Source organism: Roseburia porci (genome assembly GCF_009695765.1).
GTDB lineage: Bacteria > Bacillota > Clostridia > Lachnospirales > Lachnospiraceae > Roseburia > Roseburia porci.
Map to the genome: position 1 here is coordinate 1 of NZ_VUNI01000034.1, position 16,696 is coordinate 16,696.

Consider the following 16,696-nt stretch of genomic DNA (forward strand, 5'->3'; position numbering starts at 1 on the left):
TTCCCCTCACGTTAATCATAGTCTTGCTATGAACAGGACACCCTTGGTCTTGGCTGTATCCTTCCCACTACTAGGGCGGATTAGGAACTTTCATCCATTAGCGACGTGCGCCGCAAGGCGCACATAATTATAAGCTCCGCGATACCTTCCGGTAACAGCGGAGCTTATTTTTGTTATGTCTATATTATTTGAAGTAAGCAACACCGGATTCAAAGATCTTCATATCCTGCTCGCCATAAATATTCATCGCTACAGAATCACCACGTCTCTCTGAATGTGCCATCTTACCAAGTACACGACCATCCGGGCTTGTGATACCTTCAATTGCCATGTAGGATCCGTTGACATTCCACTCTTCGTCCATAGTTGGTACGCCAGCCTCATTTACATACTGTGTAGCAACCTGTCCGTTTGCAAAGAGCTTATCCAGCCATTCTTTCGGTGCCACGAAACGTCCTTCTCCGTGTGAAGCCGGATTGCAGTATGTCTTTCCAAGCTCTGCCTGAGCAAGCCATGGGGATTTATTGGTAACAACTTTTGTATATACCATTTTACTGATATGGCGGTTGATTGTGTTGTATGTCAGTGTTGGTGAATCTTCCGACTGCATGCGGATCTCTCCATAAGGCACCAGTCCAAGTTTGATCAATGCCTGGAATCCGTTACAGATACCAAGTGCAAGTCCATCTCTCTCATTCAGCAGTCTGTTTACAGCCTCTGTCATCTTTGCATTGCGGAATGCTGTTGCAAAGAATTTTGCTGATCCTTCCGGTTCATCACCTGCAGAGAATCCACCTGGGAACATAATAATCTGTGACTGATCAATTGCTTTTGAGAATTCATCAACCGAATCACGGATATCTTCTGCATTCAGGTTTTTGAATACTTTTACGATGGTATTGGCTCCTGCGCGTTGAAATGCTTTTGCACTGTCATACTCACAGTTGGTTCCTGGGAATACCGGAATAAATACGGTTGGTTTTGCCACTTTATTCTTACATACATAAATCTCTTTTGTGTCAAACAGACCTGTCTTTACTTCATCTGTTTCCTCGGTTGCTCTGGTCGGGAATACTTTTTCCAATGTTCCTGTCCATGCTTCTAATGCTTCTTCCATACCAAGAGACATTGTCTTGTATTCAAATGTCTTTGTATCATTTACGTTTCCGACAACGGCGCCTGCACTTTCAAGTCCTGCCTGAGCAAGAATACTCATAACCGTCTCCAGTTTGTCTTCCGGAACTTCTGCAACAATATTACCAAATCCCGGAGCAAATAATGTATCTGCTGATACACTGTCCTCCACAGTAACACCAAGCTTGTTTCCAAATGCCATCTTGGATACTGCTGCTGCAAGTCCTTTTCCATCCAGTGCGTATGCTGAAACAATTGCACCCTTCTGGATCATTTCATGTACTGCATCATACAGTTTCATAACCTGTGCATATACAGGAAGTGTATATTCATCTTTTTCAATTGTGAAAAGTACCAGTTTATCTCCGGCTTTCTTTAATTCCGGTGTGATGATGTCTTTCTCTTTTGCAACATCAACTGCAAAAGATACCAGTGTTGGCGGTACATCGATATCATTAAATGTTCCGGACATGGAATCTTTTCCTCCGATAGAAGGAAGTCCAAAACCGATCTGTGCATTATATGCACCGAGCAGTGCTGCGAATGGCTGGCTCCAACGTCTCGGATTCTCATTCATTCTGCGGAAGTATTCCTGGAATGTAAAACGTACTTTCTTATAATCTCCACCGGCAGTAACAATTCTTGAAAGGGATTCCAGTACCGCATATACAGAACCATGATATGGACTCCATGATGAAAGATATGGATCAAATCCATAAGACATCATTGTTACCGTATCGCATTTTCCATGTAAAACAGGAAGTTTTGCAACCATGCTCTGTGTCTCTGTCAGCTGATATTTACCACCAAACGGCATGTAAACGCTGCCGGCTCCGATTGAGCCGTCAAACATCTCTACAAGACCTTTCTGTGAACATACATTAAGATCTGCGAGTTCTGCTTTCCATGCAGCTTTCATATCATCTGCTTTTACTGCTTCTGCAACTTTTTCTGATGAGATACGTGCAAAATAATTATCTTTTTCTTCCGGCATCTCAACCTCAACGTCAGCTTCCTGATGTGCTCCGTTGGTGTCTAAGAATGCACGTGAAATGTTAACAACTTCTTTGCCTCTCCACTCAAGAACAAGTCTTGGGTCCTCTGTCACAACAGCAACCTCTGTTGCCTCTAAGTTCTCTTCTTTTGCATATGCAAGGAACTGTTCTACATCCTCCGGTGCTACAACAACTGCCATACGCTCCTGGGATTCTGAAATTGCGATCTCTGTTCCGTCAAGTCCCGCATATTTCTTTGGAACTTTATCAAGTTCGATACGAAGTCCGTCTGCAAGCTCACCGATTGCTACAGATACACCGCCTGCACCAAAGTCATTACATTTTTTGATAATATGGCTGACTTCTTCTCTTCTGAATAATCTCTGTAATTTACGTTCAGTAGGTGCATTACCTTTCTGAACTTCTGCACCACAGACAGATGTTGACTGTGTGTTATGTGCTTTGGAAGAACCAGTTGCTCCACCAATTCCATCACGGCCGGTACGTCCTCCAAGAAGAATGATCTTATCTCCCGGATCAGAATTCAGTCTCTGTACAGCACGTCTTGGAGCAGCTCCCATAACAGCACCGATCTCCATACGTTTTGCGACATAATCCGGATGATATACTTCCTTCACATAACCGGTTGCAAGTCCGATCTGGTTACCATAAGAACTGTATCCATGTGCTGCTTCACGAACCAGTTTTTTCTGTGGAAGCTTACCTGGAATCGTATCTTTTACAGAAACGGTCGGATCAGCGGCTCCGGTCACACGCATTGCCTGATATACATAAGTACGTCCTGACAACGGATCACGGATTGCACCACCAAGACATGTAGCTGCGCCACCAAACGGCTCGATTTCCGTCGGATGGTTATGTGTTTCATTTTTAAAGTTCACAAGCCATTCTTCTGTCTTTCCGTCAACTTCAACCGGAACAACGATCGAACATGCATTGATTTCATCGGATTCTTCCTGATCTGCAAGCTTACCTTCTTTTTTCAGACGTTTCATGGCAAGAAGAGCAAGATCCATCAGGCATACAAACTTGTCATCACGGTTTTTATATAACTCTTTATGTGATGCCAGATAATCATCATAGGTATCCTTCATCGGTTTCTGATAAAATCCGTCATCAAATTTTACATTTTTCAGTTCGGTAGAGAATGTCGTATGTCTGCAGTGATCTGACCAGTATGTATCTAACACACGAATCTCCGTCATGGATGGATTACGTTTCTCTTCCCCTTTAAAATATTTCTGAATATGCAGGAAATCTTTAAAAGTCATTGCAAGATTTAAAGAAGCATAAAGCTCATTCAATTCCTTTTCCGGCATGTCAATAAATCCATCAAAAATCTTCACATCTGCAGGATCTTCAAATTTCTGAACCAGTGTATCCGGTTTCTCAAGGCCTGTCTCTCTGGAATCAACCGGGTTGATGCAGTGATGTTTGATTGCGTCAAACTGACTGTCATTAATTTCTCCTTCAATCACATAAGTCGTAGCTGTACGGATGATCGGCTCCTCAGTCTCATTCAGTAACTTTACACACTGCTCTGCGGAATCAGCTCTCTGATCGAACTGTCCAGGAAGGAACTCTACAGAAAATGCTTTTGCGCCATTTAATTCAAATGTTTCTTCATATATATTATCTACCGGTGGCTCAGAGAAAACAGTTTTTAATGCTTTCTCATAAGTCTCTTCGGAAATGTTTTCAATGTCATAGCGGATGAGTACACGGACTGCTGTCACGGTCTCGATTCCCAGGTAATGTTTGATCTCATGTTTTAACTCTTTTGCTTTTACAGCAAAATCCGGTTTCTTTTCTACATATACACGACGTACATTGCTCATAAAAATACCTCCGATGTGTTTATCTATGCTTCAACTAAACAATTTTCTTTGTGCTATCCTAGTATAACATGGTGTATTGAATTAGCATAATTAATATATTTAATCGTTTTTATAAGTTATATTAATGTTTAATATAAATTGACACATCTATTAGTCAGTCTTATAATATTAATAAGATTTTATGTAGAAAAAGACAAAGGACAGGACATTAGATATGGATATCAATTACGAACTCTACAAAGTATTTTATTACGTTGCATCTTCATTAAGTTTTTCAGAGGCAAGCAAGAAGCTTTTTATCTCGCAATCCGCAGTCAGCCAGTCGATCAAGACACTGGAACGCAAATTGAATCAGCCGCTTTTTATCCGAAGTACCAAAAAGGTCCAGCTGACACCGGCCGGTAAAATTCTTTTAAAGCATATCGAACCAGCCATGAATCTGATCGCGCGTGGTGAAAACCAGCTTCTGGACTCAAGCAATCTTGGACTCGGACAGCTTCATATCGGTGCAAGTGATACGATCTGCCGTTATTTCCTGGTTCCATATCTGAAGCAATTCCATAAGAAGTTTCCAAATGTTCCAATCAAAGTAACAAATGATACTTCCATCAGCTGTGTAGAACTTCTGGAACAGGGAAAAGTTGACCTGATCGTGACCAATTTTCCAAATTCACACCTGAACCACACTTACATCCAAAAGACGGTAGCAACTTTTACGGATGTTTTCATTGCGAATCCTTCCTACTTCAATTTAAAACAGCAGGAGATTCCGTTTGAAGAATTAAAACAATATCCGCTTATGATGCTTGACCGGAAAAGTACAACCAGCGAATTTCTTCACAATCTTTTCCTGCAGCATCAGTTAGAGCTTCTTCCTGAGATCGAGCTGAGCAGTAATGACCTGTTGATCGACCTTGCCCGGATCGGACTGGGCATTGCATTCATTCCAGACTACTGCCTGACGCACGAATCCAAGGATCTGTTCATTCTGAAAACAAAAGAAAAAATGCCGAAACGTCAGATGGTAGCTTCGGTAAATACAACACTTCCAGTCTCTGCATCTACCGAAGAATTCTTAAAGCTTCTTCCAAGCGTGTAATCTGACATTTCCGCATTTATCTGTCTTTCTGTTCTGGTATGGTGTTCCAGAATTCACTGACATAATTCTGGACATCATCCAGCGAACAGATCTTTCGTTCTTTCCATTCTCTCGGATAAAGATTTCTGTATTCCGACTGTAAAAATCTTTCATCCAAAAGTAAAATAATCCCTCTGTCTTCATTAGTGCGAATCACCCGTCCGGCTGCCTGAAGTACTTTATTCATTCCGGGATACCGAAACGCATAATCAAATCCTTCTCCCTGATTCTTATCATAATACTGTCTTAAAATTTCCCGTTCATTGCTGATCTGTGGAAGCCCTGTTCCAACAACAATAACACCGATCAGACGATCCTTTTTCAGATCGATTCCTTCTCCAAAAATGCCTCCCATAACACAAAATGCGACAAATGCCTGCGCATGATTTTCTTCAAAATTCAAAAGGAATTCTTCCCGCTCTTCCTCTTTCATTCCACTTTGCTGCAGAATTGTCTCTGCTTCATCCCCGTATTTATCCATAAATACCTCATGCACCTGTTCCATCAGTTTATAAGATGGAAAAAACACCATATAATTGCCCGGATGACATGCTATGGTTTTTCCAATATAATCTGCGATCTTTTCAAATTCAGATGGAGTTCTTCTTGTATACTTCGTACTGACATCTTTTCCAAATAACAACAGCCTCTGGCTCTCTTTAAATGTACTCGTTGCATAAACCGCATAATTATCTTCCTTCGTACTGAGCAATTGTTTATAGTAATTAATTGGAAGAAACGTTGCTGAAAAAAAGATGGCAGAATTTCCTTTATCCAGACATTTTTGCAGATTCAAAGATGGATCTACACAGTAAAGTTTCATCATAAATCTTCCATCTTCCTGAATCTCCGTATAGATCACATAATGCTCATCCACCAGTTCATAGATATTCAGGAAATTCCGCAGATTCATATAAAATTCCAATACGGTTTTCCGTTCTGCGAACTCCGGATTTTTCTGCAAAAACTCGTCCATATCGGATGCCAGTCTCATAAGTCCGAACAGCAGATTGGCAATATTATCATAAATCTCAAATTTTTCACATTCACGTTTATAATCCAGAAGTATCTTATTGCATTTATCCAGATTCTTTTCCAGTTTTCTGCTGAGTGGCTTCAATATCTTCTTTACGGTAAGAAAATCTTCCTTATACAGACTTGCACTGTACATTTCCCGGCTGCGGTCTACAAGATTGTGAGCCTCATCGATCAGAAAAATATAATCTCCTTTGATTCCTTCCTGGAAAAAGCGCTTCAGGTAAACATTCGGATCAAACACATAATTATAGTCACAGATAATATCATCTGCCCAGCTTGCCACATCGAGACTCATCTCAAACGGACATACCTGATACTCCTTTGCCTGGGCAATGATCTCTTCCCTGGTAAAAAAATCCGATTTGTGCAAAAGATCAAAGACTGCATCGTTTACCCTGTCAAAATGTCCTTTTGCATAAGGGCAGTGAACCGGGTTGCATTCCATCTCCTCGCAGAGACAAAGCTTTTCCTTCGCCGTAAGCTGAATCAGCTTTGCCTGATATCCTGCCTCACGCAGAATGCCAAATGTTTCTTTTGCAACAGTCGCTGTAATTGTTTTGGCCGTCAGATAAAAAATGCGGTCTCCAAGCCCTTCTCCGACTGCTTTTACTGCCGGAAATATCGTTGAGATCGTTTTCCCGACACCAGTCGGAGCCTGAATAAACAGGTTCTTTTTCCGATTGATTGTCCGGTAAACATCTGCTACAAGCTGATGCTGTCCTGGGCGGTATTCATAAGGAAATTCCAGCTGATGAATCGATGCCTGTCTTTTTTCTTTCCACTGATACTGAAAATCTGCCCATTTTTTATATTCTGTGATCAGCTTTAAAAACCACTGCTCCAGTTCTTCAAATCTGTAATTTTCCCTGAAATACCGGATCTCTTCCGTATCAAGATTGCAATATGTCATCTGAATCCCAATCTCAGGAAGCTGATTCTGCCATGCAAAAATATATGCATAACACATCGCCTGAGCCTGATGAACATAGATTGGTTTCTCCAGCTGCTCCAGCTTCATATACACACCTTTAATTTCATCGATAACTGCAAAATCATCTTCTTCCGTGAAAATACCGTCAGCCCGTCCTTCAATCGTAAGCTGGTAAAGTTTCTCGTCCAGTGAGATTTTAAGCGGAACCTCAGCCAGATAGCGCTCATCCTTACTTTTTTGTATTTTACGATGAATCCTTGTTCCTTCCATCATCGCATCCGCACTTACGCTCTTTCTTCGATTGTCAATATCACCTTCGCGGAAAATAAACTCGACCAGATTACGGACTGAGATCCGCACCTGAGGCTTCTCCTGCTCCAAATCTTCACCTTCTTTTCATCCTATATATAAAGAGTTGTCACTTTGTGACCCCCTGCTCCTTATAAAGTAAAAAAGTGCCCTGTCCCAGATTTCTCTAAGACAAGACACTTTTCATGCCTATAAAATCATTTTATTATGCTAACGCGAATTTATCAACAACGTTTTCAAAGTTCTCGTTATTACCAGCATATCGAACGACTACTTCGTTCTGACCGATTCCAAGCATTCCAAGGATTGATTTTGCATCAATAACTGCACGTTTATAAAAAACATCGATATCAAAATCGCATTTTCCTGCAGCTTTTACAAATTCCTTGATATCTTCCGCATCTGAAAAACGGATCTCTTTTTCATTTTCATACATAATAATTACCAGCTTTCTAAAATATGATTCACAGGATCTTTCTAGTCCTTATTTCAAGCATTTACCTAAGATAAACGGTTTCTCCCATTTATCAGATGAGATTATGACATCAAAATAATGATTTGTCAAAATTCTGTAAAATAAATGTTTTCGATAAATTTTTATCAAAGTGACTATTTTCTGTTTCTATTTTTCCCGAAAAATATAATATTATTCATTTCTTCACATAAAATATTACTTTTTAAGTTATTTTACTTGTAAAGTTAGCTGGTTTTAGAGAAATTTTATCCAGTATGCACAAAAATTATTTATTTTTCCCGCCGGAAACGCTCGATATCCACGGCTTTATTCTGAAAAGCGACAATCGTTGTACAAACAGCATCTCCCGTAACATTTACTGCGGTACGGATCATATCAAGGATACGGTCAATTCCCATAATCAAGGCAATTGCTTCGATTGGAAGACCAACCGACTGGAACACCATCGAAAGCGTGATCAGTCCAACACTTGGTACTCCGGCCGTTCCGATCGATGCTAATGTAGCGGTTGCAATTACGGTCAGATAACCGTTTAATCCAAGATGGATTCCATATGCCTGTGATGCGAAAACAACTGCCACGCCTTGCATAATGGATGTTCCATCCATATTGATCGTAGCTCCAAGTGGAATCGTAAAGGATGAAATCCTTCGTGAAACACCCATCTTATCTTCCAGTGTCTCAATAGATAACGGGATCGTTGCATTGGAAGTTGCTGTCGAAAAAGCAAAACCAAATACCGGAAGAAATTTCTTGAAGAACCGAACCGGATTCAGCCTTGTAAAACCAAACAGAAGCAGCATATACACTCCAAAACACTGCACTGCCAGTGCTGCGATAACACTGATTACATATTTTAAAAGAGGTATGATTGCGTCGAGTCCAAGTCCTGAGAATGTCTTTGCAATCAGGCAGAACACTCCAATCGGAGCAGCTTTCATAACAAACATGGTCATTTCCATCATCAGATCATTACACTGACTCGCAAAATTAAATAAAAGTTCTGCCCGCTCACCCATTTTTGCGATCAGAATTCCGACGATCAGGGCAAATACAATGATCTGGAGCATCGTTCCATTTGCAAGAGAACCGAACGGATTATCCGGGATAATATCCAGCAGGGTGTCTGCCATGCCTGTCTGTGTTGTTGTTGTCGTTACCGCATCTCCGGCCTGAATCTCGCTCATATTGAGTCCGATACCGGGTCTGATCAGATTTGCAACCCCAATTGCAACGCTGACTGCCAGTGCTGTCGTACAGATGTAAAGTGCAATCGTCTTAACTCCAACTTTTCCAAGCGTTTTCGTATCACCGATTGCCGCTGCCCCGCAGATTAATGAGGTAAAAACTAACGGCACAACAAGCATTTTCATCAATTTCAAAAAGCCATTTCCGATAACATAAAGAACACCATTGATCACTACATCATTTTTAATTGAACTGTCAGGCACAAGGTAATTCAGGATAATTCCAAAAACAGCACCAAAAATAAGCCCCAACAGAATTTTCCCTGTATCGCTTAACTTTTTCTTCTTTTTTGTTTCTTCTGTCATTCTGTACAGCTCCTTTCTATCCGTTCACATTCATATGCGCAATATACTCCTGTAAAGCAGTCTCCCACTTTGGCATTTCATATATTCCGGTCATCTTCATCATCAGATTCTCAAGAATTGTATATCTGGTATGAATTTCACCCTGCTCCTGCAGAACACCTTCGACAAGCTCTGTATCCAGTCCCGCATAGCCAAGCGCTGCTTTTGCAAAATGATAGCGGCTGCATGCGCCTTCACAGGATGCATGGTATATTCCATACTCTTTGCTTGTAAGCAGTATATCAATAAACTTTACAAGTGCTTCTGCACTGGTCGGTGTACTGATACGGTCTAAAGAAGCCTGAATATGTTCACCTGCCCGTGCTTTTTTTAACACATTGGTAAGGAAATCATTTTCTGCTTCCGCATAGATCCAGGAACTTCGAACAATCAGATGTTTTGGATTCAGTTCTCTGACATAATTTTCTCCCGCAAGTTTGGATTTTCCATATACAGATGTCGGCATTGGAACATCAAACTCTGTCAGCCTGTCCTTTTTTAATCCACTGAATACATCGTCCGTAGAAAGATGGATAATTTTGGCATTGATCGATCTGGTGGCAACTGCAAGATTACGTGCCCCGAGAGCATTTACCCGAAATGCCTCCACCATGTTCTCTTCACATTCTTTTTCATCTGACATTCCAACACAGTTGATTACAACCGCCGGGCGATTCATATTTGCAAAATCTGACACCGCCTGAGCATCCAGAATATCCAGGTCCTTATCTGTTGTTACGACACGGAAAAAATCTGTTGTTTTTAAATGCTGGCACAATGCACTTCCAATTTTACCGTTTGCGCCTGCAATCCAAATTGATAATTCTTTCATAATATCTCCTTCCATTCGCCATTCCTCAAACGATTTATTTTACCATAAAATCATCCAAAATCCTAGTGCTAAAGTAACAGAAAATGGGACCCATCCCATAAAGACGGATCCCATGCATTTTCATCTTTTTCTGATCAGAGATTAAAATACCGGAACAACTGCTCCATCGTAAGTATCCTCGATGTATTTACGTATTTCATCACTCTGAAGTGCTTTGATCAGTGCCTGTGTTTTTTCTGAATTCTCTTCTCCTGCTCTTACAGCAACAACATTTGCATATGTCTGTGCTGCAAGTGATGTAGATTCTTCTACAGCAATTGCCTGCGATACGCTATAACCGCCCTGAATTGCATAATTTCCATTGATGCATGCAATCGCAACATCTGGAAGTGCACGAACCAGCTGCTCTGCTGCAATCTCCTGAATCTGAAGGTTATGTGGATTCTCTTCGATATCAAGAACTGTTGCATTGACTCCGGCATCCTCTTTTAATTTGATCAGTCCGTTTGCTTCCAGTAAAAGAAGTGCTCTTGCCTCATTGGTTGCATCATTTGGTACTGCTACTTTCGCTCCATCTTCAATATCATCCAGGTTTTTCAGTTTTTCAGAATAAATTCCAAGCGGTTCAAAATGAATAGAGCCTGCAGATACAAGATCTGTTCCATTTTCTTCATTAAAGTTTGTAAGATAAGGCTGATGCTGGAAATAGTTTGCATCCAGATCCCCATCATTTAAAGCAGTATTCGGAAGTACATAATCATTGTATTCTACAATATCCAGTGTATAGCCTTCTTTTTCCAGAATTGGCTTTACCTGCTCTAAAATTTCAGCATGAGGAGATACACTCGCTCCAACACGGATTACTTTGTCATCGGAACCGGATTGTGCTGTTTTTTCTGTACCTGCCTGTGCGTTATCATTTTTTGCATCCTTACCTGCTGATCCGCAGCCTGCAAGAATTCCAACTGCCAGTGTAAATGTAAGTCCAAGCCCTAATAATTTTTTTCCAATCTTTTTCATAATCTTTTCCTCTTCTTTCTTTTTTATACATATTTAAAATTATTTCTAATTTTTAGCGTGTTCTCTTATCTGATTTTCCTGCAATCTTCATACCTGCTTCCTGGAAAATCTGAACGACAATCACAAGAAGTACCACAGTAACGAGCATCACATTCGTCTGATAACGATAATATCCATAGTTGATGGCGATTGCTCCAAGTCCTCCGCCCCCGACAAATCCTGCCATTGCAGAATATCCAAGGATCGTTGTAACAGCGATTGTGCTTCCAACGATTAAAGAAGGCTTTGCCTCCGGGAGCAGCACTTTGGTTATGATCTGCCAGTTGGATGATCCCATCGCCTGTGCCGCCTCGATGATTCCCGCATCTACTTCCTTTAAGGATGACTCTACCATTCTTGCCACAAATGGTGCCGCTGCAACTACCAATGGAACAATTGTTGCTGTTGATCCAATCGTTGTCCCAACCAAAGCTCTGGTAAATGGGAGAATTGCAACTAACAGGATGATAAACGGAACCGATCGCAGGAGATTGACAATCACTCCAACAATTTTATTAACAATGGAATTCTCAGATATTCCATTCTTATCCGTTATAAAAAGAATGACTCCGGTCGGAATTCCGATCACATATGCAATAATTGTGGAAACAATAACCATATATAAGGTCTCTAATGTACCATCTTTCATTAATTGAAATAACTGATCAATCTGCATTTGTCTCTCCCTCCTCATAACTGATTCCGATTTCATTCAGATAGCTTTTTACTTTTGCAAGCTTAAATTCGTCTTCCGGAAGTTCCAGTATCATCTGTCCATATGCCTTACCACCGATATTTTCTGTACTGGCACCAAGAATATTCACTGCAGTCTGGCATTCCATAACAAGGTTGGAAATAACCGGTTCCGAAGATTTCTGCCCATCAAAAGACAATCGTAAGATCCTCTTTGCAGTGCCTGTCGATGCCTCATGTCTTTTCGGAAAGATCAGCTCTCTTGCAATCTGCGATTTTGGTTTTAAAAATACATCCTGTACTTTGCCTGTCTCTGCTACAATTCCGTGATCGATGACTGCAACTTCATCACAAATCTGTTCCACAACTTTCATCTCATGCGTAATAACAACGATCGTTACATTCAGTTTTGCATTGATATCCTTCAGCAGCTCCAGAATCGCTCTTGTTGTATTTGGATCCAGTGCGCTGGTCGCTTCATCACAAAGCAGTACCTCCGGGTCCGTTGCCAGTGCTCTTGCAATCGCAACGCGTTGTTTCTGTCCTCCGGAAAGCTGTGACGGATAACTCTGCATTCGGTTATCCAGCCCCACCAGTTTCAGAAGTTCTTCCGCTTTTTTTACAGCATCCTTCTTTTTTATTCCGGCAATCTCAAGCGGGTAACAAACATTTCCAAGTGCTGTTCTCTGTTCCAGAAGGTTAAACTGTTGAAAAATCATTCCAATCTTTCTTCTCTGTTTTCTCAACTCCGCCTCCTTTAGTGACAGAAGATCTGTGTCATGAAAAAATACACTTCCCTCTGTCGGTCGTTCCAGAAGGTTCATACAACGTACCAACGTTGACTTACCGGCTCCTGACAATCCGATCACTCCAAAAATCGACCCGTCTTCAATTTCTAAGTTGATATCTGACAAAGCTTTTACTTCACCAGCAGATGTTTGAAATGTTTTACTTACATGTTCAAATCGTATCATTGTCTCTTCCTCTCAGCTTCTGTTTTATAAAGAATCTTCCTATAAAAAAACAGGTGCCTGTTTTCAAGCACCTGCAGTCTTCATTCATATCAAATCTTCCAAACGATCTCTATGAATCCGTACCGGAGTCGAAACATCCGGGCTGAAGGTGCACTTTAATAAAGCAGCACATGCACATGTTCTGCATCATAACTGGCATATTCATTATTGTAGTTTGTTCTTCAAGAAAATATGTACGCATGTTTCGCTCTCCTCTCTTGTTGATATGTTTATTATAGCAATGTTTTTCGTAAAGTGTTAATATTGTGTTTCAATATTTGGTTATAAGTAAAACTTATAGCAAATAACTAGTACTGATGAGCTCCATATTTTTTCAATTCCGAAATATAAAGTTCACCGATCGGACTGATTTTCGTTCCCTTATGACGGATAAAACCTATTCTCATTTTCTCTGTCTCTTTCAGCGGAATTGCAATATAGTCATCACCGTTCAACTCTTCATTAATGATTCCAGAGCATAAGGTATATCCATTTAACCCGACCATCAGATTTAAAAGTGTCGCTCTGTCATCTGCTTTGATGATCTTCTTATATTCGTATGTACTTTTCATTTCCTCTGCGAAATAAAAAGAATTGTTTTTGCCCTGTTCAAATGCGAGACACGGATAATCTTCCAGTTCTTTCATGGAAATCATCTTTTTATCCGCAAGTGGGTGATTTCTCCAGATATAAACGAAAGTATCACAGGTAAATAGTTCTTCAAACACCAGACTGTTTTCCTTAAATATCTTCTCCATCACCTGCTGGTTAAAATCGTTCAGATATAATACCCCGATCTCACTTTTCATATTCCGGACATTGTCTATCACTTCGTGGGTTTTTGTCTCATGAACTGCAAACTCATACTCATCCATCCCCACCTGTTTCACCATTTCCACAAATGCTTTTACCGCAAATGTATAATGCTGCATGGAAACACTGAATTTCTTCTTTGCATTCTTGGCAATATAACGACTCTCCAAAAGCTGATACTGTTCTGTTACCTGTCTTGCATATCCAATAAATTCCTCGCCTTCCGGAGTCATCACAATTCCACGATTCGATCTGAGAAAAATTGTAATTCCTGTTTCTTCCTCCAGATCTTTCACCACGGAAGAAAGATTCGGTTGGGAAACAAACAACTTTTTGGCAGCCTCATTCATAGAACCACAGTCTGCAATTGTAATTACCTGCTGTAATTGCTGTAATGTCATATAGCTTACTTCCTTTTATCAAAATAACCGGTATCTGGTTTTTTGTTTTTATTCTGCGTCCTTTTTTCTGGTTGTCTTCGAATCATAATCATCCAGGAAATGATGCGTTACGCCATCTTTTTTATAGGCTATGATTGTGCTCAGATTTACATTTTGAACACTTCGGAAAATATTTGATTCAATGAACGGATTTACTTCTTTTAACTGACGGATCAGATTCTTAATCTCCATTCTCTTGGAAACAGAACTTCCATCCTGCCTGCAGGTTGTACAGGTATCTGTAAAACGGCATGCACACTGAATGAAATGCAGATCATTGTAATCTCTCCATTTTTTAATATCGTCCTCACGAATCAGATACATCGGACGGATCAGTTCCATGCCTTCAAAGTTTGTACTGTGAAGTTTCGGCATCATCGTCTGTACCTGCGCTCCATAAAGCATTCCCATAAGTATCGTCTCAATTACATCATCATAATGATGTCCGAGTGCGATCTTATTACATCCAAGTTTCTTAGCTTCATTATATAAATATCCACGTCGCATTCTTGCGCACAAATAACATGGCGATTTTTCAATCTCATAAACCGCATTGAAAATCTCGCTTTCAAAAATCGTGATCGGAATATTCATCATCTTGGCATTTTTCTCGATTACCGAACGATTTTCTTTGTTATAGCCCGGATCCATAACAAGGAAAACAACTTCAAATTCAAATTTATTATGACGTTTCAATTCCTGAAACAGCTTTGCCATAAGCATGGAATCTTTTCCACCAGATATGCACACGGCCACCTTGTCCCCTGGCTGAAGCAGCTGATATTCATTGATTGCTTTTGCAAATTTACTGAAAATCTGTTTATGGAATTTCTTGCGGATACTAAGCTCGATCTGTTCGTTTCGCTCTTCCTGTGTTTTCTCATCATCGGTGTCTTTTGACATTGCCTCCATAAGCCAGCCAAGGTATCCTTTTTCCAGATCATAGGCCTGTATGCCAAATTCCCTGAGTTTTAAAACCACATCATAACTGCTGGTTCCTTTCTGACAATAAATCACCATCTTCTTTGTCCGCAGATCTTCCTCTGTTACCTGTAACTGATCTGCAAGTGTAATGCAAAAACTTTCCTTTTCACCTTTATTTTCCACTATTTGAAGCAGATTCTCTGCCGGAAGGTTTACCGCTCCCGGAAGGTATCCATACTGATAACTTCCGGCATCACGAATATCAACAAGCAGACTCTCCTCTTTCCATTTATCGTATTCTTCAATTGACAATCTGTATTCCATAATTTATTTCTCCTGTATCTTTCTGAAATTATAGACAAAATCTGTTTTGCTGTTTTCCCCTTGCTGTTTGTCCCTAAAAACGTCTCAGTAAACAATTTAATGCAGCACGGTATTTTCTATAGAGTAAAAAAGTCCTTGATTGCTCAAGGACTTGACAGGGGTGGAAGGAATCGAACCCTCCTCTGGAGTTTTGGAGACTCTTATTCTACCGATGAACTACACCCCTTTATTTATTAATAATGTAATCAACAATCTGTATTATACTATAGAAAGATTTCAGATGCAATAGAAATTTTAAGCAAAACTTTTTCGTTTTTCCCTACTCAACCTCATAGTTCTTCTACCTCCATAAAGTGGACAACATATATCCTATTGTCTGTTCTATGCCCCTGCCTAATGCAACGTTCTTCTTATTCTCCGTAATCCCGGCTTTTTCTCTTTCTACGGAGAATAATGAGAGGTTCTGGCCTCGCATTCTGCTGGTTTTCTCCGTAACCAGCCTAAAGGTTCCATTTACACCGTCACTTTTCTCCATTTTGTCGGTGTAATCACTCTGAAATGGCCGATTACGGAGAATCACCCTCTTTCGCAGCTGTTTTCCCTTTGTTTTTCTCCGTTATCAATTAAAAAAGCTGCTGTACGGATATTCCTTCCGTTCTCCCTGATAAGCAAAAGATCCAGTCCCTGATAAGGACTGGATCTGTCTGACCGGGAAACACAGCTATCACACTTTAATGCCACATTATATTTCCTATAAATAAAAAAGCCACTGGAATACAGCGGCCAATCTCTCATATCTTCAAAACTTCATACAGATCCCGATTTATTGTTCTTACTGCTTTCAAAACAGGTGTCTCGATTCCGCTTCGCTTCATCTCGATGTGTTTGCTACGCTTTTGGTCAAGCCCTCGACCTATTAGTAACAGTCAGCTCCATGTGTTACCACACTTCCACCTCTGCCCTATCTACCTTGTCGTCTTCAAGGGGTCTTACTTCCTCTTGGGAAGGGATATCTCATCTTGAGGGGGGCTTCACGCTTAGATGCCTTCAGCGTTTATCCCTTCCGGACTTGGCTACTCTGCCATGCCGTTGGTCGACAACAGATACACCAGTGGTCCGTCCATCCC

11 protein-coding genes, 1 tRNA gene and 1 rRNA gene are annotated in these 16,696 nt (G+C 40.6%); 1 reads left to right on the forward strand and 12 read right to left on the reverse strand.

All coding sequences use genetic code 11. The features are described from left to right. Positions 1-184 precede the first annotated feature (184 nt). Complete coding sequence (locus FYJ75_RS13545) at positions 185-3,988, reverse strand: phosphoribosylformylglycinamidine synthase (RefSeq protein ID WP_154430954.1); 3,804 nt, start codon at positions 3,986-3,988, stop codon at positions 185-187. A gap of 214 nt (positions 3,989-4,202) precedes the next feature. On the opposite strand from FYJ75_RS13545, the gene FYJ75_RS13550 reads away from it, so the two are divergent. Then, positions 4,203-5,087: a LysR family transcriptional regulator gene (locus tag FYJ75_RS13550; protein WP_154430955.1), complete on the forward strand. Its 885-nt coding sequence runs from the start codon at positions 4,203-4,205 to the stop codon at positions 5,085-5,087. 16 nt (positions 5,088-5,103) lie between these two features. On the opposite strand, the gene FYJ75_RS13555 is transcribed toward FYJ75_RS13550, so the two are convergent. The 11 genes from FYJ75_RS13555 to FYJ75_RS13605 form a co-directional block, all read right to left on the reverse strand. Continuing rightward, the gene (locus FYJ75_RS13555) at positions 5,104-7,476 is read right to left on the reverse strand and encodes an ATP-dependent DNA helicase (protein WP_154430956.1); all 2,373 of its coding nucleotides are present in this window, start codon (positions 7,474-7,476) and stop codon (positions 5,104-5,106) included. A 133-nt stretch (positions 7,477-7,609) separates the two neighbouring features. Next, positions 7,610-7,840, reverse strand: a complete 231-nt coding sequence (locus tag FYJ75_RS13560) for an HPr family phosphocarrier protein (protein WP_154430957.1) — start codon at positions 7,838-7,840, stop codon at positions 7,610-7,612. Between the two features lie 308 nt (positions 7,841-8,148). Continuing rightward, positions 8,149-9,432: a dicarboxylate/amino acid:cation symporter gene (locus tag FYJ75_RS13565; protein ID WP_154430958.1), complete on the reverse strand. Its 1,284-nt coding sequence runs from the start codon at positions 9,430-9,432 to the stop codon at positions 8,149-8,151. Positions 9,433-9,448: 16 nt separating this feature from the next. Continuing rightward, positions 9,449-10,303, reverse strand: coding sequence for an SDR family oxidoreductase (locus tag FYJ75_RS13570; RefSeq protein ID WP_154430959.1), 855 nt, complete (start codon positions 10,301-10,303; stop codon positions 9,449-9,451). Between the two features lie 141 nt (positions 10,304-10,444). Then, positions 10,445-11,323, reverse strand: a complete 879-nt coding sequence (locus tag FYJ75_RS13575) for a MetQ/NlpA family ABC transporter substrate-binding protein (protein WP_154430960.1) — start codon at positions 11,321-11,323, stop codon at positions 10,445-10,447. A gap of 52 nt (positions 11,324-11,375) precedes the next feature. Continuing rightward, positions 11,376-12,038, reverse strand: coding sequence for a methionine ABC transporter permease (locus FYJ75_RS13580; RefSeq protein WP_154430961.1), 663 nt, complete (start codon positions 12,036-12,038; stop codon positions 11,376-11,378). After that, positions 12,028-13,029, reverse strand: a complete 1,002-nt coding sequence (locus tag FYJ75_RS13585; RefSeq protein ID WP_154430962.1) for a methionine ABC transporter ATP-binding protein — start codon at positions 13,027-13,029, stop codon at positions 12,028-12,030. Before FYJ75_RS13585 ends, FYJ75_RS13580 begins: the two co-directional genes overlap by 11 nt. 347 nt (positions 13,030-13,376) lie before the next feature. Continuing rightward, complete coding sequence (locus tag FYJ75_RS13590) at positions 13,377-14,282, reverse strand: LysR family transcriptional regulator (protein ID WP_154430963.1); 906 nt, start codon at positions 14,280-14,282, stop codon at positions 13,377-13,379. A gap of 48 nt (positions 14,283-14,330) precedes the next feature. Next, positions 14,331-15,569, reverse strand: coding sequence for an ATP-binding protein (locus tag FYJ75_RS13595; protein ID WP_154430964.1), 1,239 nt, complete (start codon positions 15,567-15,569; stop codon positions 14,331-14,333). Positions 15,570-15,724: 155 nt separating this feature from the next. Next, positions 15,725-15,795, reverse strand: a tRNA-Trp gene (locus FYJ75_RS13600). Positions 15,796-16,465: 670 nt separating this feature from the next. Next, positions 16,466-16,696 (reverse strand): 23S ribosomal RNA (locus FYJ75_RS13605); the annotation flags it as partial.

What these genes read in the sequence shown, in the direction of transcription:
- FYJ75_RS13545 (WP_154430954.1), bottom strand. Translation starts at nt 3,988, where the DNA reads ATGAGCAATGTACGTCGTGTATATGTAGAAAAGAAACCGGATTTTGCT.
- FYJ75_RS13550 (WP_154430955.1), top strand. Translation starts at nt 4,203, where the DNA reads ATGGATATCAATTACGAACTCTACAAAGTATTTTATTACGTTGCATCT.
- FYJ75_RS13560 (WP_154430957.1), bottom strand. Translation starts at nt 7,840, where the DNA reads ATGTATGAAAATGAAAAAGAGATCCGTTTTTCAGATGCGGAAGATATC.
- FYJ75_RS13565 (WP_154430958.1), bottom strand. Translation starts at nt 9,432, where the DNA reads ATGACAGAAGAAACAAAAAAGAAGAAAAAGTTAAGCGATACAGGGAAA.
- FYJ75_RS13570 (WP_154430959.1), bottom strand. Translation starts at nt 10,303, where the DNA reads ATGAAAGAATTATCAATTTGGATTGCAGGCGCAAACGGTAAAATTGGA.
- FYJ75_RS13575 (WP_154430960.1), bottom strand. Translation starts at nt 11,323, where the DNA reads ATGAAAAAGATTGGAAAAAAATTATTAGGGCTTGGACTTACATTTACA.
- FYJ75_RS13580 (WP_154430961.1), bottom strand. Translation starts at nt 12,038, where the DNA reads ATGCAGATTGATCAGTTATTTCAATTAATGAAAGATGGTACATTAGAG.
- FYJ75_RS13585 (WP_154430962.1), bottom strand. Translation starts at nt 13,029, where the DNA reads ATGATACGATTTGAACATGTAAGTAAAACATTTCAAACATCTGCTGGT.
- FYJ75_RS13590 (WP_154430963.1), bottom strand. Translation starts at nt 14,282, where the DNA reads ATGACATTACAGCAATTACAGCAGGTAATTACAATTGCAGACTGTGGT.
- FYJ75_RS13595 (WP_154430964.1), bottom strand. Translation starts at nt 15,569, where the DNA reads ATGGAATACAGATTGTCAATTGAAGAATACGATAAATGGAAAGAGGAG.